The organism is Larkinella soli, assembly GCF_003703975.1.
Taxonomy (GTDB): Bacteria; Bacteroidota; Bacteroidia; order Cytophagales; family Spirosomataceae; genus Larkinella; species Larkinella soli.
This window is the reverse complement of sequence record NZ_QTJY01000005.1, coordinates 116,571-137,534: the sequence shown is the minus strand read 5'-3', so window position 1 is coordinate 137,534 and position 20,964 is coordinate 116,571. Positions and strand designations below refer to the sequence as shown.

15 protein-coding genes are annotated in these 20,964 nt (G+C 60.5%); 5 read left to right on the top strand and 10 right to left on the bottom strand.

From position 1 onward, the window contains the following. Positions 1–8 precede the first annotated feature (8 nt). Both DX909_RS14360 and DX909_RS14355 read left to right on the top strand, forming a co-directional pair. Entirely contained in the window at positions 9–1,790 is a 1,782-nt protein-coding gene (locus tag DX909_RS14360; protein ID WP_128545874.1) for a DUF885 domain-containing protein, read from the top strand. Further along, positions 1,790–2,620 (top strand): CvfB family protein, encoded by an 831-nt coding sequence (locus tag DX909_RS14355; protein ID WP_128545873.1) that lies wholly within the window; start codon positions 1,790–1,792, stop codon positions 2,618–2,620. The genes DX909_RS14360 and DX909_RS14355 overlap by 1 nt, the downstream gene beginning before the upstream one ends. Positions 2,621–2,632: 12 nt before the next feature. Here DX909_RS14355 and DX909_RS14350 read toward each other — a convergent pair whose 3' ends face one another. The 6 genes from DX909_RS14350 to DX909_RS14325 form a co-directional block, all read right to left on the bottom strand. Further along, positions 2,633–3,232: a Uma2 family endonuclease gene (locus tag DX909_RS14350; RefSeq protein ID WP_128545872.1), complete on the bottom strand. Its 600-nt coding sequence runs from the start codon at positions 3,230–3,232 to the stop codon at positions 2,633–2,635. Between the two features lie 27 nt (positions 3,233–3,259). Next, positions 3,260–5,338, bottom strand: coding sequence for an acylase (locus DX909_RS14345; RefSeq protein WP_128545871.1), 2,079 nt, complete (start codon positions 5,336–5,338; stop codon positions 3,260–3,262). A 9-nt stretch (positions 5,339–5,347) separates the two neighbouring features. Next, positions 5,348–7,747 carry an ABC transporter permease gene (locus DX909_RS14340; protein WP_128545870.1) on the bottom strand — a complete coding sequence of 800 codons (2,400 nt, stop codon included), beginning with the start codon at positions 7,745–7,747 and terminating at the stop codon, positions 5,348–5,350. A 387-nt stretch (positions 7,748–8,134) separates the two neighbouring features. Beyond that, positions 8,135–9,097 carry a hypothetical protein gene (locus tag DX909_RS14335; protein ID WP_128545869.1) on the bottom strand — a complete coding sequence of 321 codons (963 nt, stop codon included), beginning with the start codon at positions 9,095–9,097 and terminating at the stop codon, positions 8,135–8,137. Positions 9,098–9,155: 58 nt separating this feature from the next. Beyond that, positions 9,156–11,276, bottom strand: a complete 2,121-nt coding sequence (locus DX909_RS14330) for a M3 family metallopeptidase (RefSeq protein WP_128545868.1) — start codon at positions 11,274–11,276, stop codon at positions 9,156–9,158. Positions 11,277–11,313: 37 nt separating this feature from the next. Continuing rightward, positions 11,314–12,384: an alpha/beta hydrolase gene (locus DX909_RS14325; RefSeq protein ID WP_128545867.1), complete on the bottom strand. Its 1,071-nt coding sequence runs from the start codon at positions 12,382–12,384 to the stop codon at positions 11,314–11,316. 154 nt (positions 12,385–12,538) lie between these two features. On the opposite strand from DX909_RS14325, the gene DX909_RS14320 reads away from it, so the two are divergent. Next, a complete protein-coding gene (locus DX909_RS14320) occupies positions 12,539–12,964 on the top strand; it encodes a DUF3592 domain-containing protein (protein WP_128545866.1) in 426 nt (141 codons plus the stop codon). A 3-nt stretch (positions 12,965–12,967) separates the two neighbouring features. Here DX909_RS14320 and DX909_RS14315 read toward each other — a convergent pair whose 3' ends face one another. Further along, positions 12,968–14,017 (bottom strand): SDR family NAD(P)-dependent oxidoreductase, encoded by a 1,050-nt coding sequence (locus DX909_RS14315; protein ID WP_229311046.1) that lies wholly within the window; start codon positions 14,015–14,017, stop codon positions 12,968–12,970. A 258-nt stretch (positions 14,018–14,275) separates the two neighbouring features. Between DX909_RS14315 and DX909_RS14310 the strand changes: the two genes are divergently transcribed. Continuing rightward, on the top strand, positions 14,276–14,728 hold the full coding sequence (locus DX909_RS14310) for a hypothetical protein (protein ID WP_128545865.1): 453 nt from the start codon (positions 14,276–14,278) through the stop codon (positions 14,726–14,728). Positions 14,729–14,972: 244 nt separating this feature from the next. Here DX909_RS14310 and DX909_RS14305 read toward each other — a convergent pair whose 3' ends face one another. Further along, the gene (locus DX909_RS14305) at positions 14,973–16,022 is read right to left on the bottom strand and encodes a bile acid:sodium symporter family protein (RefSeq protein WP_262707513.1); all 1,050 of its coding nucleotides are present in this window, start codon (positions 16,020–16,022) and stop codon (positions 14,973–14,975) included. A 283-nt stretch (positions 16,023–16,305) separates the two neighbouring features. On the opposite strand from DX909_RS14305, the gene DX909_RS14300 reads away from it, so the two are divergent. Further along, positions 16,306–16,956 carry an NAD(P)-dependent oxidoreductase gene (locus DX909_RS14300; protein ID WP_164851285.1) on the top strand — a complete coding sequence of 217 codons (651 nt, stop codon included), beginning with the start codon at positions 16,306–16,308 and terminating at the stop codon, positions 16,954–16,956. A 45-nt stretch (positions 16,957–17,001) separates the two neighbouring features. On the opposite strand, the gene DX909_RS14295 is transcribed toward DX909_RS14300, so the two are convergent. Both DX909_RS14295 and DX909_RS14290 read right to left on the bottom strand, forming a co-directional pair. After that, positions 17,002–18,234 carry a hypothetical protein gene (locus DX909_RS14295; protein WP_128545863.1) on the bottom strand — a complete coding sequence of 411 codons (1,233 nt, stop codon included), beginning with the start codon at positions 18,232–18,234 and terminating at the stop codon, positions 17,002–17,004. A gap of 3 nt (positions 18,235–18,237) precedes the next feature. Beyond that, entirely contained in the window at positions 18,238–20,757 is a 2,520-nt protein-coding gene (locus DX909_RS14290) for a DUF2339 domain-containing protein (RefSeq protein WP_128545862.1), read from the bottom strand. Positions 20,758–20,964 lie beyond the last annotated feature (207 nt).

Genomic DNA, 20,964 nt, shown 5'->3' with positions numbered 1-20,964 from the left:
AGAGAATGATGAAAAACCTGCTTTTGTCGGCCGCCCTGGCCGCTGTCGTCATGGCCTGTAATTCCAATCAGAACGGCGAAACCGGCGCCGGCTCCGGCAGAGATTTCGGAAAGGTACTGGACGCCTATTTCGAAGACCGTCTGAAGCTGTTCCCGCTTGAAGCCACCACCCAGGGCGATCCCCGCTACAACGACCAGCTTCCGAACAGCATTTCCCAGGAATTTCTGAACCGGACGAAAACGTTTTATACCGAATATCTCCGGAAACTGAACGCCTTTGACCGCAACGGGCTGTCGGATGAGGACAAAATCTCCTACGATATTCTCAAACAGGAGCTGGAGCTTCAGCTGGAGCAATATAAATTCCACTCGGAATACATCCCGTTCAACCAGTTCGAAGGGCTGCCGCTGCAATTCGGGCAGCTGGGGAGCGGGGTGGGCGCGCAGCCGTTTAAAACCGTGAAGGATTACGACGACTGGCTGAAACGGGTATCGGCCTTCCGGGTGTGGGGCGACACGGCCGTCGCCAACTTCCGCAAGGGCCTGGCCGCCGGCATGGTGCTGCCGAAAAGTCTGGTGGTGAAGATGATCCCGCAGATGGAAGAGCTGGTGGTGACGGACCCGGCTCAGAGCCTCTTCTACGGCCCGATCAGCCGCCTGCCGAACGACTTCAGCCCGGAGGAAAAGAACCGCCTGACGGCCGCGTACCGCAAGGCCATTCAGGAAGAGATCGTGCCGACCTACAAAAAGCTGGGCGATTTCCTGAAGACCGAATACCTGCCGAAAGCCCGGGCGACCTCCGGCATCGACGCCGTTCCGCAGGGGCCGGAACTGTATAACTACCTCGTCCGGACCTGGACGACGACCGACAAATCGCCGGAAGAAATCTACCGGACCGGCCTGGAGGAAGTGGCCCGGATTCGCGGGGAGATGGAAAAAGTGAAGCAGCAGGTGGGCTTTCAGGGCTCGCTGGACGCGTTTTTCAACTACCTGAAAACCGACCGGAAATTCTATCCCTACCAGCAGCCGAAGGAGGTGCTGGCGGCATTCAACGCCATCCTGACGAAGATCGAGCCGAACCTCCAGAAGATGTTCACCCAGACGCCGAAGTCGAAATTCGAGGTGCGGCAGACGGAGAAGTTCCGGGAGGCTTCGGCGAGCGCGGAGTACAACCAGCCCTCGGCGGACGGCAGCCGGCCCGGTATTTTTTACGTCCCGATTCCCGACGCGTCGAAATTCAACATCACCTCGGGTATGGAGTCGCTGTTTTTGCATGAGGCTATTCCGGGCCACCATTACCAGATTTCGCTTCAGCAGGAAAACACCGGTTTGCCGAAATTCCGGCGGTTTGCGTGGTACGGGGCCTACGGCGAGGGCTGGGCGCTCTACTGCGAGTCGCTGGGCAGGGAACTGGGGCTGTATACCGACCCCTATCAGTACATGGGCGCCCTGAGCGACGAGATCCACCGGGCCATCCGGCTGGTGGTGGACGTAGGGCTGCATACCAAACAGATGTCCCGCGAGCAGGCCATTAAATACATGATGGACAACGAGCCGATTGCCGAACAGGGTGCCGTGGCCGAGATCGAACGCTACATGGCTATCCCGGGACAGGCGCTGTCGTATAAGATCGGGTCCATCAAAATCCGGGAGCTGCGCCGGAAATACGAACAGCAGCTGGGCGAAAAATTCAGCCTGGCGGCCTTCCACGACGAATTCCTGAAAGACGGCTGTATGCCGCTCGACGTGCTGGAACGGAAGATGGACGCCTGGGTGGAAAAGCAGAAGTAATGATCATTATCGGACGAATCAACACCCTGACCGCCCTGCGCGAAACCAGCGTCGGGTTTTTCCTCGGCGACGACGAAGGCAACGACGTCCTGCTGCCGAACAAGTACGTACCGCTCGATCTGCGCGTCGACGACACGATCGACGTGTTCATCTATACCGACTCTGAGGACCGGCTCATTGCGACCACGCTGATTCCCAAAATTCAGCGCAACGAGTTTGCCCGCTTGCAGGTGGTGTCGGTCACCGGCGTCGGCGCTTTTCTGGACTGGGGGCTGGAGAAGGACCTGCTGGTGCCGTACCGCGAGCAGGCCCGGCCGATGGAGGTCGGGCGCTGGTACATCGTCTATCTGTATCTGGATTACGATACCGAGCGGCTGGTGGCGTCGGCCCGCATCAACCGGTTTCTGGATACCGGCCGCCCGGACCTGGAAGAAGGCCAGGAGGTTGCTTTGCTGGCCTATGAAGCCACCGACCTCGGCGTCAACGTCATCATCAACAACCGCTACCGGGGGCTGGTCTACGCCAACGAGATTTTCCGGAAGATTTATCCCGGCGACCGGCTGACGGGCTACATCAAACAGGTGCGCGAAGACGAGCGGGTGGACGTAAGCCTGCAAAAACCGGGTTATCAGAACGTGGAGGCCGGTACCGACCGGATTCTGGCCGCCCTGAAAGAACGCCGGGGCTTTCTCCCCCTGACCGACCACAGCGATCCGGAGGAGATCTACGACCTGTTGGAAATGAGCAAGAAGACGTTCAAAAAAGCCGTCGGCGCCCTCTACCGCGAACGCCGGATCATCATTAAGGAAGATGGTATTTACCTGACGTGAGACGCGGTTTCACTACGACCAGGATACATTTTCATACACTTCGGACAGGAGGACCGGAATCTCCAGCGAGCGGAGATAAGCCCTGACTTCCAAACCGTTATAAACGGTTTTTCGCCAGAGATTTTCCTCTTCGCGGAACCAGATTTCGATTTCCGGCCGGTCCTGCTCGACCAGAACATATTCCCGGAAACTCGGAAGTTGCTGGTAAAGCAGGAACTTGTCGCCCCGGTCATAGCGGCTCGTGGTGCGGGAAAGGATTTCGACGACCACGAGCGGATTGACGATCAGGTCACGTCGGTCGTTCCAGAAAATTGGTTTTTCGCAGATCACCAGGGCGTCCGGATAAACGGCGGTCCGGGCCGTCTCGATATAAATTTTCTGGTCGCTGTTCAGGACGAAATATTTCGTCGATAGGGGCCGGACGGCCGATTTTAGCAAGGATGTGAAATTACTGGCAATCAGGTTATGCTCTAACGTACCTCCGGGCATTCTTTTCGTTCTTCCGTTGTAAAACTCGTGTTTCTCCAACGCCCTTTCTTCACGAGCCAGGTATTGCTCGAAAGAAATCGACCCTGGATTTCGAAGTGCCGTTATCCGTTGAGCAGGATGCATAGGTCTTTTTGGCAAATATAGAAATTTTTATAGGTCTTCCTGCTTTTCGAGGTGTTTCAGGATGTCGGGTTTTTCCAGGAGGGCGGGGCGGAGTTTCTTCTCCGACAGCAGCTTCCACTGGTCCCCGGCGTGTTTGTGGCCGGGCTGTGATGCGTTGCCGTAGCTGAGCGCCACCATCGCCCGTACCTTGTCGCCGAATTCCGTCACGGCCACGTAGGTATCGCCGGCCACGGCCCGGTTCACCTTCGGGTTGCGGGGGTCCGGGGCAAAATAGATGGTGCGGAAAATACCGTACTGCTCCGAGCCGCCGTTGGCCGGAAAATCCTTCCCTTCCGGCCCGAACCGGTTCACTTCGCCCCAGGCCACGTCCAGCCTACCGTATTTCTGCCGCACCTGTCCGGCGGCTTTCACCAGCAGTTCCACCGCCTGTTTCGGGTTCCGGATGCCGTCGGGCGTATCGACGGGCCGCTGTGGGTCCCACGGAACCGCGGCCATGCCGGGGTGGAACTGGTCCAGCCAGTGGGCGAACAGCACGGCGCCCCGGCTGTCGGCGTTGGTGGCCTTATCCCAGTTTTTCAGAATCGCGGCCGCCTGCCGGGCGGTGCTGTCCGGGTGTTGTTCGACGGCGGCCAGCAGATCGTCGAGCAGGCGGTCGGCGGCTTCCATGCCGGTATTCAGCTTGTAGCCGGCCAACTCCTCGAAGGTAATCGACGCATCGTCTTTGACAAGATGGATGGCGCGCTGGGGCCGCAGCCGCAGCGGCATCCCGACCGGCGACACGTAGGGCGCATACGCCTTCGGGTCCAGCACGGCCGGATAAGTACTGCTCCAGGGGGCGTCGTTGGCGTTCTGCACGAAACCGGTAGGCGGGTTGAACACCGCCGGCAAGTCTTTGTAAGGCAGGGTTTCGGTCCAGATGTATTTGGAGGAGGTACCGTCGACGGCCCCCATCCAGAACCGCCAGTCGCCTTCACTGCGTTTTGGAACGTTGCCGTTGAACAGGTAAAGGATGTTGCCGGTCCGGTCGGCATAGATTACGTTGAACATCGGCAGCTGAAGCCGTTTCAGGGCCGCTTCAAACTCCGGCCAGCTGCCGGCTTTCGCCATCGCGTGGTGCTGGGCGGGCATCGAGGCATTGTCCAGCCCGGCAAACCGCAATGCGTAGGTTTTGCCGTCCTGGCTCTCCATCACCGGCCCGTGTTGGCTGTACCGGCAGGTGATGGTCAGCTCCTGAAGCCGTCCGTCGGGCTGTCGCACCTTCAGCGTGACGGGCTTCTTTTCAAAGGGCTGTTTGGCGCCGTCCAGCACATAGCCGTCGTCCTGAAGCGTCAGCACGTAGCGGTCGGCCGCGTCGATGGTATTGACCGTGTGCGTCCAGCCGAGGTGATTATTGAAGGCGATGTTCAGCACCGGCTGCCCCACCAGCGAGGCCCCGTAGGCCATGAAGCCGGGGGCGTTGAGGTGCGCTTCGAAGAACAGGAAGAAGTTCTCCCACGGCAGGTGCGGGTTCGCCATCAGCATCGCTTTCCGGGAAGCCGATTTCGAAGGGGCGATGGCGTAGGCGTTGGACCCCGGCGGCATGAGCCGGGCGGCCCCGGCTTCCGCTCCGCCGATAAACTCGAGGCAAATCACCCGGGTAACGTGGGCCAGCACGTCCTCGGCGGTGATGGGCAGCACCGGCCGGAATTCCGGCCCGATGGCGTCGGGGTGGACCTGTGCCCAGGCGTTCAGCCCCTGCACGAAGCCGTCCAGATACGGCCGGTAGTCGGGGTCCTGCGCCCGGTATTGGTTCCGGGCGCGTTCAGGCAGGTTGAAAAGAGCCACGAGCTTATCCGAAAACAGGTATTCGGCCCCCCAGTATTCGGCGGCCCGGCCCCGGGCCTGACCGTACAGTCGCAGCAGCAGGTTGGCGTGATTGTTCATCTGGGCGTAGCCGAAACCGTAGTACATGGCCTCGGTGCTGGAGCCGTAGACGTGCGGGACGCCGTGGGTGTCCCAGAGAATCTGCGTTTTTCCGGCCGGGGGAGCCGTAGCCGAACGGTTTGGGCCCGGCTTGCAAAAGGCGGTGAGGCTCAGCAGCAAAAGGAGCGCGATGATCGATTTCATGGAGGAGGGTTATTCGTTTTTCAGATAATGAATCGGATTGGTCAGGACGGCTTTCAGGGCCTGCCGGAATACGGTCAGGCCGGTCAGAAGCAGGGTCAGGCCGAGGGTGCCGGCAAACATCCAGCCGCTGATCGGGATGCGGTGGGCGTATTGCGCCAGCCAGATCGACATGAGCCACCAGCCGGGCGGCACGGCCGCCAGGAATCCCAGCCCCAGCAGCAGACCGAACTCCCGCCCGAACAGCCAGAGCAGCTGCGAGGTCCGCGCGCCCAGCACCCGCCGGACGCCGATTTCTTTCGAACGCGTTTCCGCCAGGAACGTCACCAGCCCATACAGCCCAAGACAGCTCATCCCGACGGCCAGCAGGGCGAAAACCTGGACGAACCCGGCCAGCAGGCGCTCGATGTCGGTGAAGCTCCGAAGCAGTTCATCGACCGGTTTGGCCCGGTAGACCTGCTCCGGCAGCAGCCGGTCCCAGACGTGCTCGACGGCTTTCAGTGTGGCGGAGTCCGTGGAGCGCAGGCTCAGGACGGCCACCTGACAATGCGCCAGGTCGTGGATGAGCGTTACCGGCAGGACGGGCTGGTGGAGATCCCCGCTCCGGAAGTCCTTCACCACACCGACGATGATTCGGTCGGCCTCTTTCACCCGCATCCGCCGGCCCAGCACCGCGCCGGGCGACGATAGTCCCAGTTGTCTGACAAGGGCTTCATTGACGATCACTTCCTGCGCCGTCGTGTCGCCCGTGCTGAAGTTGCGCCCGGCCACCAGCGGCAGGCCGAACGCCGGAAGATACTGCTCGTCGGCCGCCCGCACCCGCGTATCGAACGATTCCGGCTCGGTGGCGGTGTGGAAGCTGAACGGACTCGGCCGGTTGTAGGGCGTCGCCGGCAGGTCGCTGCCGAAGGTGACCTGCTCCACGCCCTTCACCGCCAGCCAGCGGGCCCGGAGCCGGTCCGGATCGACTCCTCCTTCACGGGGCAGCCAGACGACCAGCCTGGCGTCCTGTCGAAACCCCCACTCAACCGATTGCATGTGCCGAAGCTGAACGGTGATGACCAGCACGCCCATTACAAATAGCTGAGCCAGAAAGAACTGCCCGATAATCAGCCCCTTGCGGACCAGCAGCCCGGCGCCCGGCCGGCTGGTCGGTTTGCCCTTCAGGGCCGTCGTCGGGTTGAAGCCGGACTGCACCAGGGCCGGATACAGCCCCGCCAGCAGGACGACTCCGACGATCAGGCCCAAAAACCAGAACAGAGCCCTGGACTGAAAAAGATCGAGTATCGAAATCCGGGGGTCGAGCATTTCGATCTGAGACGCCAGAATCCGGTTCACCGCCGGCAGAACCGACTGCGTCAGCGCCAGAGCGACCAGGACCGCCAGGAGGGTCAGCAGGGCGGTTTCCAGCAGAAACTGGCCGATCAGCTGCCCGCGGGTGCTGCCGACGACCTTCCGGACCCCGATTTCCCGAAACCGTTTCAGCGCCCGGGCGGTGGCGAGGTTGACGAAGTTGATGCAGGCGGCCATCACCAGCAGGATGCCCACTCCGATCAGCGCGTACAGGATCGGGCGCGGGGCGGTACCGCTGCGTTCATGCATCAGGTCTTCCAGCGGCAGCACCTCGAAACCGAAATGGGCGATATCCTTCGGCGCATAGTATTTCCGGCGGATGGCGGGCAGCACCCGGTTCAGTTCCTGCCGGCCGGCCCCTTCCCGGAGCAGCACGAAGCACATCGCCTGCAGGCCGGTCCAGTCCTGAAGGGCCTCTTTTCCTTCCAGAACCGGGATGGTAGCGTAGGAAATTAGAGCGTCGTAGCGAAGCTGGGTGTTGGCGGGCGGGTTTCTCATGATGCCCGTCACGGTCAGGTCCGTCCGGTTGTCGAGCCGGAGCCTCCGGCCGAGGGCCTCGGCGGTATTGAAATATTTCAGCGCGTACCGTTCGCTGAGGACAATGGTATTCGGCGCGGCCAGGGCGGTTTTCGGGTCTCCCCGCACCCATTCCACGCCGAACAGGTCGAAATACTGCGGCTCGGTGAAGCAGAGGTTGCGGGCTTCGCCGAATTTGCCGGACCAGCCGCCCCGACCGTCCGGGACGCTGATCGTGCGCCCGAAAAAGGTTTCCAGCCGGACGGCCGATTCGACGAACGGATACTCCCGGCGCAGGACGTCGGCCAGCGGACGGGGAGCTGCGTCGGTCGGCATCACCCGCTCCTGCCGGATGTCGGTGACGATCCAGAACGAGCGGTCCATGTGGGGATGGTAGCGGTCGAAGCTGAAAAAATAATGAACCACCAGGAAGATGGTCAGCCCGCCGGCCAGACCCACGGCCAGGCCCAGGATGCTGATGGCGCTGGTCGCCCGGTTTTGCCGGAGGTTCCGCAGAGCAAGAGTTAGGTAATGAATAAGCATAGGATGTGGACGGGCCGGAAAGGTGGATCACTATGAAACCAATACCGGCAAATATATATAAGAATATTATATATAAAACTTTTTTCGGAAAAAGATGAGGGAACTTGTAGAGGAGATCCGGTGCCGAAGGCAGTCCGGAAGGTTCCGGCACACGGGTTCACGCGTTGAATACGCATCGCGGCCACGGAGCAGCCGCCGGCCATTCCTGATTTCGGTGGGTGTGCGGGGCGTTGTTCGCGGTGAAATATTCGGCCCGGGCAGCCCTGAACGGGTCCGGGACATGACAGGAGGGGAGGTTACGACGGGGCCGTCGGTGGTTCGCTGACGATGACCTCCGTGAAAATCGGCTGATCACGGAGGCCACACTCGGCGCATTGGTCCACCCGCTCAGGGGTTGAGCGTATAAAATTCGTAGGAGAGCTTCCAGGTAAATTCCTGGCCCGGTTCGAGCTGAATGCCGATGAAGGGTTCGGGTGAGAGGTTGCGGGGGTTGGTCCAGAAGGCTAGCTTGGAGAAGGGCCGGTCGCCCCGGATGCGGACGCCCGCGCCGGTCCTGCGGTTTTCGACCCGGATGTCGTAGTCCTTCGCGTCGGGGCCGTAGCCCTGCAGAATGGTGTAAAAGCTCTCCTTGTTCTGGAGCGGCCGGGTATAGGTCAGTTCGTTGCCGCGCACCTCGGCCATGCCTTTCAGGTCGTCCATCGCCTTCACCGTAAACGGAAACTGCACCCGGAAGTCCGGGCCCGCGGGCTGTTGGTCGATCACCAGGAAATTATGGTTGTAGACGGCCGTTTCGATGCGCTGCTTCCCGGTATTCTTCAGGCGGTGTTCCAGCACCATTTCCGGCTTGTCCTTCGTCAGTTTCACCGTTTTTTCGTATTCATAGGAATACCCGGCCGCGTCGTTCAGCCTGTGGGTAAACCGGACCTGATCCTTCTTTTTGTCCACCGACCACGCTCCGCCGTCGATCAGCTGGTAAGGCGTCACGAACTGGTATTTGGTGTCCTCCGTCTTCCGGAGGCTGCCGACCCCGATCTTGACGAACGGTTCGCCGGGTTTGGCGGTATCGAAGCCGAGGGCCGAAAACTCCTCCACGGGGCCGCTGATGGCGTCGTGCAGATACGGGTCGTAGCGGTCGAACCAGGGGCCGAAATAGGTGTGCCCCTTGTATTCGAGGCCGGCGATCACGCCCGACCAGTCGAAGCGAACGCCCCGGTAATAACCGGCTTTGGGGTCGGGCAGATAGAGTTTGGCCTTAACGGAACCGTTGGAAAGGTCGGCCTGCGGAACGTCGTCGGCCCGGCCGGCCAGAAGCCCGAACAGCAGCAGAAAACCCGGAAGGAATTTCGTCATGATTAAGGTTTTGGGTTTATGATATTACAGGGAAAAGCCGTCCGGTTTCCGGCCCCGGTTACAGGGCTTTCAGCAGCCCGCGACGGCGCAGGAGCGGCTTGATGTCGGGTTCGGCGCCCCGAAAATTCAGATATAGTTTCATGGGCTCTTCGGTGCCGCCCCGCTCCAGAATATTCTTCCGGAACGACTGGGCCGACGCCGGATCGAAAAGTCCTTTCTGTTTGAACACCTCGAACGCATCCGCGTCCAGCACCGCCGACCAGATGTAGCTGTAATAGCCCGCCGAATAACCGCCCGAGAAGATATGCTGGAAGTAAGTACTCCGGTATCTCGGCGGAATCTGCGGGATCAGGCCGATCTTCTCCATCGACTGTTTCTCGAACGCCGTCACGTCGGTCGGGGTCCGGCCGGGTTTCAGCGTATGGTAGTCGAGGTCGAGGAGGGACGCGGCCAGGTATTCGGTCGTTTCAAAGCCCTGGTTGAACAGCTGGCTTTTGTTGATTTTGTCGACGAGCGCGTCGGGAATGGGTTCACCGGTCTGGTAATGCTTCGCAAACAGTTTCAGCATCCGGCCCTCCACGGCCCAGTTCTCCATGATCTGCGAAGGCAGCTCGACAAAATCCCTCGGGACGGCCGTGCCCGACTGGCTGGCGTAATGCACGTTGGACAGCAGCCCATGCAGCGCGTGGCCGAACTCGTGGAAGAAGGTGCGGGTTTCGTCCAGCGTGAGCAGGGCGGGCGTGTCGCCGGAGGGCCGGGAGAAGTTGCAGACGATGGACACCACCGGGGTGATCTTCCGGCCGTTTTTCACCTCCTGCCGGCGGTAGCTGGTCATCCAGGCGCCCCCGCGTTTGCTGGCCCTCGGATGAAAGTCCATGTAAATGATGCCCAGATGTTTCCCGTCGGCTTCCTTCACCTCGTAGGCCACCACGTCCTCCTGGTATACCGGCAGGTCGGTCCGGCGTTCGAAGCGGAGGCCGTAAAGCCGGTTGGTCAGCATGAAAATACCGTCCCGCACACCTTCCAGCGAGAAGTAAGGCCGAAGCTGCTGCTCGTCGAGGTCGAATTTCTGCTTCCGAAGTTTTTCGGCGTAATAGCGCCAGTCCCAGCTTTCCAGCTTCTGATTTTTGCCTTCCTTATCCATCAGGGCCTGCAATTCGGCGGCTTCCTGCCTGGTGACGGGCACGGTGGCGGCCCAGAGCTGATTCAGTAGTTCACTGACTTTGGCGGGCGTTTTGGCCATGCTTTCCTCCAGCACGTAGGCCGCGTGGTTTTCGTAGCCCAGCAGCTGCGCTTTTTCCGCCCGCAGTTCGACCATCTTCTGCATGATGGCCTTGTTGTCACGCTCGTCGTTGTGGTTGCCCCGTTCGAGATAGGCTTTCAGAAGCTGTTCGCGCAGCGCCCGGTTGTCGGCATACTGAAGGAACGGCATGATGCTCGGATTCTGGAGCGTGAAGGCCCATTTACCGGGCTGGTTGCGTTTTTTAGCTTCTTCGGCGGCCGCATTCACGAGCGAAGCCGGCAGGCCGCTTAGGTCCTCCTGCCGCTCGACGATGAGGGCGTAGGTGTTGTTTTCCGCCAGCACGTTCTGCCCGAATTTCAGCGTCAGCACCGACAGTTCCTCGTTGATTTTCCGCAGCCGTTCCTGCTTTTCGGCCGGGAGGGCGGCCCCTCCGCGCACGAAGCCCTTGTAGGTCTTTTCAAGCAGCCGCTGCTGGTCAGGGCTCAACTTCAGGCTGTTGCGTTGATCATAAACCGCCTTGACCCGCTGGAACAGCACGGGGTTCAGGGCAATGTCGTCGCCCTGCCGGGAGAGCTTCGGGGCGATGGTCTGCGCAATTTTCTGGATGGCCTCGCTGGTATGGGCGTTATTGAGGTTGAAGAACACCGTGCTGACCCGGCTGAGCAGGTCCCCGCCGGCTTCGAGGCTCTCGATGGTATTGGCAAAGGTCGGCGCCTGTTTCAGGCTCGTGATGGCCCTGATCTCGGCGGTCTGCTGCTTCATGCCTTCCTCGAAAGCCGGTTCGAAATGCGCGGGCCGGATTTTGTCGAAAGCCGGAACCCCGAAGGGCGTGTCATAGGGCTTGAAGAAGGGATTCTCGGAGTCGGTCGGAGCGTCGGCCGGCGTAAAGGCGGTCATAAGCGCAAAGGACGCAAGGGAAAATAAGGAAAATCTCATGGATTAGTTGATGAAATCGTTCTTCTGATCACTGGATTCACTTTCGTTTCGGCTCGGCCGCGAGGTGCTGCGTAAAGAACTGGAGCATTTTCCGGCTGATGCGGTCGGCAATCCGGTTGATGTGGTCGCCCTCGTATTCTTCGTAGGTGTGCTGCACCCGGTATTCGTTCAGCACCCGGTCCAGGACTTTGATGCTGGCGGCAATGCCGGCGTCCCTGTCACCGGCGTCGAAGGCGATGGCGTGCAGTTTTCGGAGGTTGCCGATGTTCTGGTCGATGGCAGCCAGCGGGGCGTTGGCGGCCCATTTGGCCGTTACCATCGGTTGCGGTTGTCCGTCCTTCACCGGCAGGTCCAGGAAAAACGGCCCGTTGGAGGGGTTGGGCGACCAGGCCGCGGCCGAGGCAAAAGCCGCCTTGGTCATAAAATCGGCCTTCTCGATGTCTTCCGGGGTTTTGACGGCCTCCAGTTTGGCCATCGCAGCCGGGTTCTGGGGGGCGTTCATGTTCGGCGTCAGGCAGCAGGGGCTGAGCAGGTAGACGCTCGAAAAGATGTCGGGGTATTTCTGGCCGATGCGCATCGAGCCGTAGCCGCCCATCGAGTGGCCCGCCAGCCCGCGGCTTTCGGGCCGGGCCAGCGTGCGGTAGTGGCTGTCGATATACCCCACCAGTTCCTTCGCCACGTATTCTTCCCAGTTGCCCGTCGTCACGGAGTTCGAATACATACTGCCCTGATACCGGGTGAAGGCGTTGGGCGTCACGAGGATCATCTCGCGCAGGTTCGGGTCGGCGAGAGCCTGATCGACGACTTCGGGCAGGTTGATCCAGTGTTTGGTGAAGCCGTACCATTTATCGTCGCTGTCCGTAAAACCGTGCAGGAAATACACCACCGGATACCGCCGTTTCGAGTCGGTTTTGTAGCTCGGCGGCAGATAAACCGACACGTCGCGGTCGGGAGAATCCCCTTCCAGATTGCCTTCAAGGGCTTTCCCGTGAACTTTGATGCGTTCGACGGTACCGCGCCGGGCGGGGGCCGTCTGGCTAAAGGCCGAACCGACGGCGAGAGAGATCAGGATCAGGGACAGCGCCGGCCACCGGGCTATTTTTTTCATGGGTTGGGTCAGGAGCGATTTTGAAACAGCAAGTTAACAACTCTGCGGCTGAAAATACAGGTTTTCCCGTAGGCGAAATACAGGTTCCTGCGGATTTACAGGGGCCGGTGAATGACCGAACTTTGCTTCCGTCATTCACCAGCCCTGCTACCTCATGGAAATTTTTCTGATTGTTCTGCTTTGTGTCGTTATTATTTGCCCTTTCGGGCTGGCCTGGTATTTCTGGTCCAGACTCCGTCGGCACCGCCGGTTCATGGAAACCGCCCAGATTACGCACGGCGAAGTGATCGCCCTGTCCAGCGTCGAAACCAACAACGGCTATATGGTTGCACCCATCATGCAGTACACCGTCAACCGCAAAGCCTATGAAGCTAAGCCGGACCTGCTGCTGCAACCCAAAAAAGTGGCGGTGGGGCAGACCTTACAGATCCGGTACGACCCAAATAACCCGGAGAAAATTGCCGTCATGCCCAATGGCCGGGACACCACCGCGCAGGTTTACCGCATCTACGCCATCTGCATGCTGCTCGGAGGAATCGCCGTTCTTCTGACTCAGTACTACATCTTTTTCGTCGACTGAGATTTATTTCGGGCCGAGCTGGTTGTTGCGGTCGGCGGCTTCGTCGGTCGGGCCGGCCAGGAACGAATAGGAGAGGTCCGTCTCACTGTCTTTGCCCTGCGCCCGCTGCTCGCCGATGCCGCCAGGTTCGGGCAGCAGGTTGTTGATGACGGCCAGCACCTCGCCGGTCAGGCTCGGAAACAAGCCGTGGAGGGCCGTGATGACTTTAGCCGGAACCGTCGTGATCCGGACGGCCTCCCCGTATCGGCAGGCGTCGATGATCTGGCGGGCGGTTTCCTCCGCACTCAGCGACAGGCCCGGCAGCGAATCGCCGATCTTGAACCAGGCGTATTCCTTCTCGTTCTGTCCCTTGAAGATGGCGTTGCGGGGGCTGCCCGTCCGGATCAGCCCCGGGCAGGCCGTCGTCACATAAATGCCGTCCTTCAACAACTCGCCCCGCAGCCCCTCCGAATAGCCGACGATGGCGAATTTGCCCGTGATGTAAGGCAGCAGGTGCGGAAACGGCACCCGGCCGCCGAATGAGGAGACGTTGATGATGCGTCCGGAGCGGTTCCGGCGCATCTGGGGCAGCACGGCCTCAGTCGTATGGTAAGCGGCCCAGAAATTAGTTTCCAGGGCCTCCCTGAAATCCGTTTCGGTGAAGTGTTCGATCGGTGACACCATAATGATGCCGGCATTGTTGACCAGCACGTCGATGTCGCCCATATCCTGCTGCACGGCCTGAATGAACCGCCGGATATCGACGGGCTGCCTCAGGTCACAGACGTACGTATTGACCTCCACATTGAACACTTCCAGATCAGCCTTGGCGCGTTCGAGTTCCGGCTCGCTGCGGGCGCAGATGGCGATGCGGGCGCCTTCCTGCGCGAACTGGCGGGCCATCACCAGCCCCAGACCCCGCGATCCGCCCGTGATCACTACGGTTTTCCCCCGAAAGTCGGTTTTTCGCCGTTGTCTCAGGATGGAATTGACGGCCATCAGGGTCCCCACGCCCGCCAGTCCCCATAACCAGGTCGGCAGACCCGGCCCACTGCTTTTTCCGGATGTATTCATAGTTCGATCGTTTGTAGCCAATCTATTCAACTTTTCGTACCTCCGAATGTTGTCGCCGACGGGTCGAACCGAGGGAATGGCTTGCCCGCAAAGCGGCAAATCAGGCCATCAGGAGGGAATAAGTGCAGGAATTGACTCGTTCCCAGATAAAGTTGGGCTTTTTATCGAAAATATTTTCGGAGGGATTAAACGAAGAAGGGGCAGGCTCCTCTAAGAGTCAGTTAGCGCAGAAAAACAACGAAAAAACAACAACCAACCATGAAAAAGACGATCATTGCCCTCGTAACCTTAGCCTTACTGACCACCGGCGGTGTCATGGCCCAGCGCCCCTACGACCGCGACCGTAACCCGCAGGGCGACCCGCGCTACGATAATCCCCGCTACGATGACCGGCGCTACGACGACTCCCGCTACGGCAATCCCCGCCAGAACGAGCGCTACGACGACTATCAGGAAGACCTGCGCATCGACCGTCTGGATGCCATCGTCGGACTGACCCGCCGGCAGGAGCGCGACCTGAAACGCATCGAAGACCGCTACGACTACCGGGAACTGAACGCCATGCGGAGCCGCTCGCCCTACGCCTACCAGCGCACGCTGCGGCAGAAACGCGACGAAATGATGTCCGTCCTGACTCCCTTCCAGCGCGACCGCCTGTTTGCCTATTACCAATCCCGCCGGGGCGGAGGCTACTACGGTCGCCGGGGCTGAGAAAATCTGAGAATCGAGTACATACAACTTACTACCACGACCGGAATGGTGAAGCGACTTCGCTTCACCATTTTTTTTGACCACCCCCCGGCCCCCTCCTAAAACAGGAGGGGGTGGCTCTGCAGGACTGAAAAAGGGCAGCGCCCTCTCCCCCTCCTGTTTTAGGAGGGGGCCGGAGGGGGTCGGCGGGATGACAAACCGCTTCCCCAAACAACCTCTAAAGGGGGAGCTTAGCTCCGCCGGATCAGACTCCCCCTTTAGGGGGCTGGGGGGCGGCCCGCGCCATTGCCTGGGCCAGGATGCTGGCCGCAATCAACTGGAGTCCGTGGTAGATCATGATGGGCAGCAGGGCAATCCCGGCGATGGTGCCCGGAAACAGCACGTTGACCATGACGCTGCCCTGCACCAGCGATTTCTTGGAGCCGCAGAAAAGAGCCGTAATCCGATCTTCCCGGCTGAAGCCCATAAGCCGGCTGATCAGGAGGACCATCCCGAAAACAAGGAAAAACAGGCCGAGCATGCAGGCGCTCAGCACCAGAAAATCTTCCAGCGACAGGTTCTGGAACATACGTCGCGAAAACGATTCGCAGAAGGAGGTGTAGACGATCAGCAGAATGACGGTCTGGTCAAAATACCGCAGCGCTTTTTTGTGCCGCTCGGCGAAGGCCCCTCCCCAGCGGTTGAGCAGCATCCCGAGAATGACCGGGGCGATCACCTGCAGGGCCAGCTTGCCGATGATGCTGCCGAGATCGTAGTCGCCCGAGCCGGCCGCCAGCACCAGCCCCATCCAGACCGGTGTCAGAAACACCCCGATCAGGCTGGAAATGCTGGCGTTGAAGATGGCTGCGGGCAGATTGCCGCCTGCAATCGACACCATCACCACCGAGGAGGAAACCGTCGAGGGCAGGGCGGCCATGTAGAACGCGCCCAGCCACAGGGGGTCGGCCGGATCATCGGCAAACAGGCTCCGGGCCGCCAGAATTAGCAGCGGAAACAGCACGAAGGTGGTCAGGTGAACGGTCAGGTGAAGCCGCCAGTTGCTCAGCCCGACGCGCAGTTTTTCCAGGCTCAGCCGAAGTCCGTAGAAGAAAAAAATGAGCGACACGCCATAACCGGCCAGACTCGACAGAGAAAACGGCCCCTCCTGAATGCCCGGCTTCGGCCAGAGGTAAGCCAGCCCGATCATCGCCAGCAGGGCCAGCAGAAACCAGTCCAGACCGGCCCGGGCGGCCAGGGAACGGAAGCCGGACAGACGCGACGGCGGGGGAATAAGAGGGGGTACAACGTTTTTCACAGGCAATAGACCGGGACGGATTCATCCCCTTAACCGATTTTCTTTCGGGTTCGTTTGGCGTCCGGGTTCCAAATGCTATCTTCGCAGCGATTGAAACTGCTTTCCCCTTCCTATCGACTCCCTGTTCCCGGCCTTAGCGTAGTGGCTTAAGGCAGGTACGTTTTCTCGTGCCTGTCCGTTTACTTCTTCCTTATTTCCTGATTTTCCAACCAGTCATCCGGGTTCGGCAGGGCGTCTTATGCCGCTTCTCACGGAACGGACCCGGCATTTGCATTTCAATCGCATGAAAATAAATCAAAATGACTTGAAAATCGCCGTCATCGGTGGTTCCGGCAAAGCCGGGAGCGCCGTTGTTCGACAACTGCTGAAGGACGGCTACCGGCTGCGGTTACTCCTGCGCCGACCGGAAGCCTTTCCACTGAAAGACGACCGGCTGGAGGTGATCCGGGGCGACCTCCGCGACCCGGAAGCCCTGCCCGCCCTGCTGGCGGGATGCTCGGCCGTGGTCAGCGCCCTCGGCCGGCCCAGGGGCGAAAAGGAGCCGATCCTGAGTGCAGCCACCGCCCGCGTTCTGGCCGAAATGAAGCGGCTGGGCATCCGGCGATACATCGTCATCACCGGCCTGACCATCGCGGTACCCGGCGACCGGAAACGCTTCGGCTACCGGTTTCAGTCGGCCCTGATGCGGCTGCTTTTTCCCGGCGTCATTGCCGATAAACAGCAGGAATACCGGCTTCTCTCGGAAAGCGAAGCCGACTGGACGCTGGTCCGGATTGCATTCCTTTCGCCTTCGCCGGTTGCCGGAGCGTTACAGGCCCGGCTCGACAGCCCGCCCGGCGGTAAAACCGGCGCATCGGACCTGGCGGCTTTCGTGTCGGAGCAACTTTTCGACACCCGGTATTTCCGCAAAGCGCCCTTCGTAGCGAATGGGTAAAGTGAAACCACCCCCTCCTTGGTAAGGAGGGGGTTGGGGGGTGGTTCACCGGCTTTTCATGTCCGACAGCATCCGGTGGGAGAGAAAGGTCAGCAGCACGAGCACCAGCCCGATGGCGCCCCAGATCAGCACCGGACTCGTAAGGAACGGCCCGGCGGAGGCCGGTTCGCCCGGCTGAATGGTTTCGATGCGGCCCACCCGGAGCAGGGGAGCGTCGGCAGGGATTTTGTCTTTGAAGTAGACCAGGTCGTAGGCCGGCGCTCCCGCGTTCGGGTCGGAAAACCGGAGTTCATAAGCTGCGCCCGGCTTCAGTTCGGCGGTCAGGTAAGTGGTGGCCTGAAACGCTTCCACCGGACCGAGTTCGAGCGGAGGGCTGTCGAGATTTTCGATGATCAGGTGCAGTTCCTTCCCGGCCGGCCCGTTCAGAAAAACCGTATGCACCGGCCCGGCGGACGAGTTCAGTTCAAACGAGCGCAGGACTTCCGTAACGGTTTCGACCCGCCCGCGCCGTCCTTTCCGGGTGTGTTCCCGGACCAGCGAGGCCCGGCGCCGGTATTGCGCCGGCGCCTGCACGCGCAGCGTCAGTTTGTCCACCCGGCCTTCATCCTGCAGGCCGATGCGGACAAAGCTCTGCCGAAGGCTGTCCTTCCGGGTTACGGAAGCAACCGGAATCGCCGTGTAGCCGGTCGGGGAGGGCGTACTCGCATAGAAGCCGGCTTTCAGGATGTTCAGGGGCGCCGACAGGGAGTCGTTGATTTCCAGCCGGTAATAGGCATAGTCGCTGAGCGGAAAGTCGATCAGCCGGAGTTCGGAGGTCGAGTCGGGATTGGTGACCGGCTCGATCAGGTATTCGTCCTCGATGCCGTACCAGGTCCGGGCGTCGTTGCTGCCGCTCAGCCGCGCCCGCTTCCGCACGTTGGCATTCTTGATGACCAGCCCGAGCGAACTGATGCGGCTTTTGGCGGGTGGCTGCAGCACCAGCGTCGTCGCAACCCGGGGGGTGATGACGTGGCTGACCGTCCGAAACTCCTGAAACCGGGTCTGCCGGAGCGGCCGTTCTCGGGTGATCAGATACGGAATTTCGTGCCGGTTTCCGTCGAACAGACGGAGGTCGGTGAGGCCGTCGTTCAGTCGGCCCACGACGCCGGGCGGCAGCAGAATCCGGTGGTAGCCGGTTTTTTGAGGGGAGGGTACCTGCGCCCGGTACCGGAACGTTTGCGCCGGAGCCTGCATCCCGGGCAGCAGCAGAATCCACAAAAGTCCAGTAAGCTTATGCATCGATCAGGCCAGCGGTTGGTTCGGAGTGTCGGCCAGAAGCAATTTCTTGATTTTCTGGTACATGAACGAAATGATCAGCAGAATGACCCCGAGGGAGATGAATGCCGCAATTTTGCCGCCCTCCGAAATACCCTGAATATCATACAGAAAGAGCTTGGCGAGGGTGAGCGCAAACAAACTCAGGGAGAGGATGCGCAGGTCGCGGTTACGACGGTTCAGGCCCACCCACATGAACAGGAACGCACACAGGCCCCACAGGATCGGCAGGCCGACCTTGTTGGTCTGGGTCAGCAGGGCGTCGAACTGGTCGTAGGCCGCTGCCTGCCGGACCGGACTCAGCGCGACGCCCGGCGTCCGCGTGCCGGAGAAATTCAGGTAAATAAGATGCTGGAATAGCTCCGAACTGGCGATATACACCACGGTAAACCCGAGGAACCACGGCCAGGCCCGCCGAACGAAGGGCGGCAGGGTACCGAGCCGCTCGCGGTTCCGGACGATCAGCACCAGAATCCCGGCCACGAGCAGCAGGCTCAGGTAGTGAACCGGAAAGCCGATCAGGCTGGGTTCGGTATTCAGGTAATAGTCACTCAGCAGACGCATCACCTCCGGACTGAAGTTCAGAATGTAAAGCAAGATGGCGACAATGCCCAGCGCAGCGGCATTCCGGAACTGCGTCGGACTCGGACTGCGCCGGGCCGACAGCATCAGGCCGACGACGAAGGCCAGGTTATAACAGCCCGTCAGGATGGTGCGGTTGGGGCCGAAGCCGTAGGCGTTGACGAGTTGGTAGTCCAGTTCCAGCGCGCCGGCCAGGTAGATGACCGCGCCCGTCAGGAAACCGAGAATCCGGCGGTAGACAACGGGGTCGAGCTGCCCCAGCCAGAACGAAATGGGCGTTTCCTGCCGGGTCAGGAGCCGGCGCGTCCCGACCAGCCCGGCGATGGCGAGCAGGCTGGTGATGAAGGCTTCGTTCAGCAGCAGGGACAGGGGCGGCACGGACGTCGTGCTGTACAGATCGGCCCAGTCCATGAACAGGCTGATCAGCATCAGGCCCAGCACCACCACCGAGGCCGACGACACCAGCCGCAGGCCCGACTTCTGCGCCAGCCACAGCAGCAGCACGGCCTCCAGCGCCCAGAACATGGTGATGAAGTTGCCGTCGAGCTGAACCGGTACGGCCAGGCTGACGAAAGTAATGACCAGCCCGATGAGCAGGTAGATCAGCGTCCGGTCGACGGCCTCCCGGCGGTACAGTACGGCCGCCAGGGCGAAGTTCAGTACCCCGAGCGCTACCGTGAACAGGCCCTGGTAGGCGCCCTGCCCGAGCTGGCTCAGGATGACCATGCCGGCCCCGAAGTAAAAGAAGGTGTTGCTGAGCAGCAGGCTGATTTCCAGCGCCGAGAATTTCGTTTTGTTTTTCAGGTTATGGATGATGTTCATGGCCATGAACACCGCGTAGAACAGCGTTCCATATACCAGCGCCCCGACATAGGGAGCATTGGGGGTACCCTCGATGCTTGCCAGCCAGCCGCCGAAGATCAGCACCGTAAAGCCGTAGGCCACGATGTGCACCAGATTCCATTTCCTGAAATACGCCAGCACCAGCATGCCCAGGTCCAGCATCAGAATGTAGGTGAGCAGCACCCGGTAGTCGCCGGCCCCCGTGCTGACCATGAACGGCGTGGCAAAACCACCCACCAGCGACAGCACCGCCAGCTCGACGCGGTTATAGGAGATCGAAAGCAGGATCGAGAAGGCCGTGATGACCACCATGAGCGCAAAGGCCGCGCTCTGGCTGAAGATACCGTATTCATGGAAAGCGATGGTGATGGTGAAGTACAGCACCGCCAGACCGCCACCCACCAGCACCGAACTGAAGGCCGCAAACGAACGGCGGATGCGGTGGGCCACCCCGATGAGCAGACCGCCCGACAGGATGCCGATCAGCACGCGGCCGATCTCGTTGATCCACTCCTGGTCAATGGCGAATTTGACGAAATACCCGATGCCCAGCACCAGAATCCCGATCCCGATCTTGTTCATGAGGTTTTCGCCGATGAATTTTTCCAGGTCGGGGTTTTCCTTCAGGAAACGCTGGAAGAACGAAGGCTGCGGCTCGGCCGGAACCGGGCGCACCGGGGGCGGGGTCTGCATAACCGGGATCAACGGCATTTCGACCGGCTCGGGCGTCGGCGTTGCGGCCAGAATGGGCTCGGGTTCCGGTTCCGGAATTCGGGCCGGTTCCGGGGTCGGGGCCGGCAGCGGTTCTTCTTCGACCCGGAGCGGGAAGCCCCGTTCGTCCAGCCGGTACCATTCGGTCGGCGGTTCGGCGGTCGGTGCCTCCGAGACGGCCGGTTCGGGACCGGGCGCCGGCGGGGGAGGGACAAGCTGGAAAGCCCTGAAATCGGCCCGCAGGCGGCTGATTTCGTCTTTCTGCTGCTGGATCAACTGTTTGACGTCACCGAACTTGTTGTTCAGCAGGATGACAAATACAAGCAAAATAACAAGCAAAGTCAGTTCCATAGGGCCGATTCAGTGTTTTTGTTGTCTGGTTCTCAGAGGAATGCGGGGGTAATATACAGTTTGGCGAAAGCAAACGCTATTACACCGTGGCACGAAGATGTGAGGGAACGGCAACGATTTCCAGCAGGAGTTGATAAGTAGCGGAAACAAGTTAACAGCTTGCGGCCCCCGTTGGTAATCGGCCATGCAAAAAACGGGTTCCGGAAG

Bases quoted from the DNA above. Each gene is read 5' to 3' on its own strand.
- DX909_RS14360 (WP_128545874.1), top strand. From the start codon at position 9: ATGAAAAACCTGCTTTTGTCGGCCGCCCTGGCCGCTGTCGTCATGGCC.
- DX909_RS14355 (WP_128545873.1), top strand. From the start codon at position 1,790: ATGATCATTATCGGACGAATCAACACCCTGACCGCCCTGCGCGAAACC.
- DX909_RS14350 (WP_128545872.1), bottom strand. From the start codon at position 3,232: ATGCATCCTGCTCAACGGATAACGGCACTTCGAAATCCAGGGTCGATT.
- DX909_RS14345 (WP_128545871.1), bottom strand. From the start codon at position 5,338: ATGAAATCGATCATCGCGCTCCTTTTGCTGCTGAGCCTCACCGCCTTT.
- DX909_RS14340 (WP_128545870.1), bottom strand. From the start codon at position 7,747: ATGCTTATTCATTACCTAACTCTTGCTCTGCGGAACCTCCGGCAAAAC.
- DX909_RS14335 (WP_128545869.1), bottom strand. From the start codon at position 9,097: ATGACGAAATTCCTTCCGGGTTTTCTGCTGCTGTTCGGGCTTCTGGCC.
- DX909_RS14330 (WP_128545868.1), bottom strand. From the start codon at position 11,276: ATGAGATTTTCCTTATTTTCCCTTGCGTCCTTTGCGCTTATGACCGCC.
- DX909_RS14325 (WP_128545867.1), bottom strand. From the start codon at position 12,384: ATGAAAAAAATAGCCCGGTGGCCGGCGCTGTCCCTGATCCTGATCTCT.
- DX909_RS14320 (WP_128545866.1), top strand. From the start codon at position 12,539: ATGGAAATTTTTCTGATTGTTCTGCTTTGTGTCGTTATTATTTGCCCT.
- DX909_RS14315 (WP_229311046.1), bottom strand. From the start codon at position 14,017: ATGAATACATCCGGAAAAAGCAGTGGGCCGGGTCTGCCGACCTGGTTA.
- DX909_RS14310 (WP_128545865.1), top strand. From the start codon at position 14,276: ATGAAAAAGACGATCATTGCCCTCGTAACCTTAGCCTTACTGACCACC.
- DX909_RS14300 (WP_164851285.1), top strand. From the start codon at position 16,306: ATGAAAATAAATCAAAATGACTTGAAAATCGCCGTCATCGGTGGTTCC.
- DX909_RS14295 (WP_128545863.1), bottom strand. From the start codon at position 18,234: ATGCATAAGCTTACTGGACTTTTGTGGATTCTGCTGCTGCCCGGGATG.
- DX909_RS14290 (WP_128545862.1), bottom strand. From the start codon at position 20,757: ATGGAACTGACTTTGCTTGTTATTTTGCTTGTATTTGTCATCCTGCTG.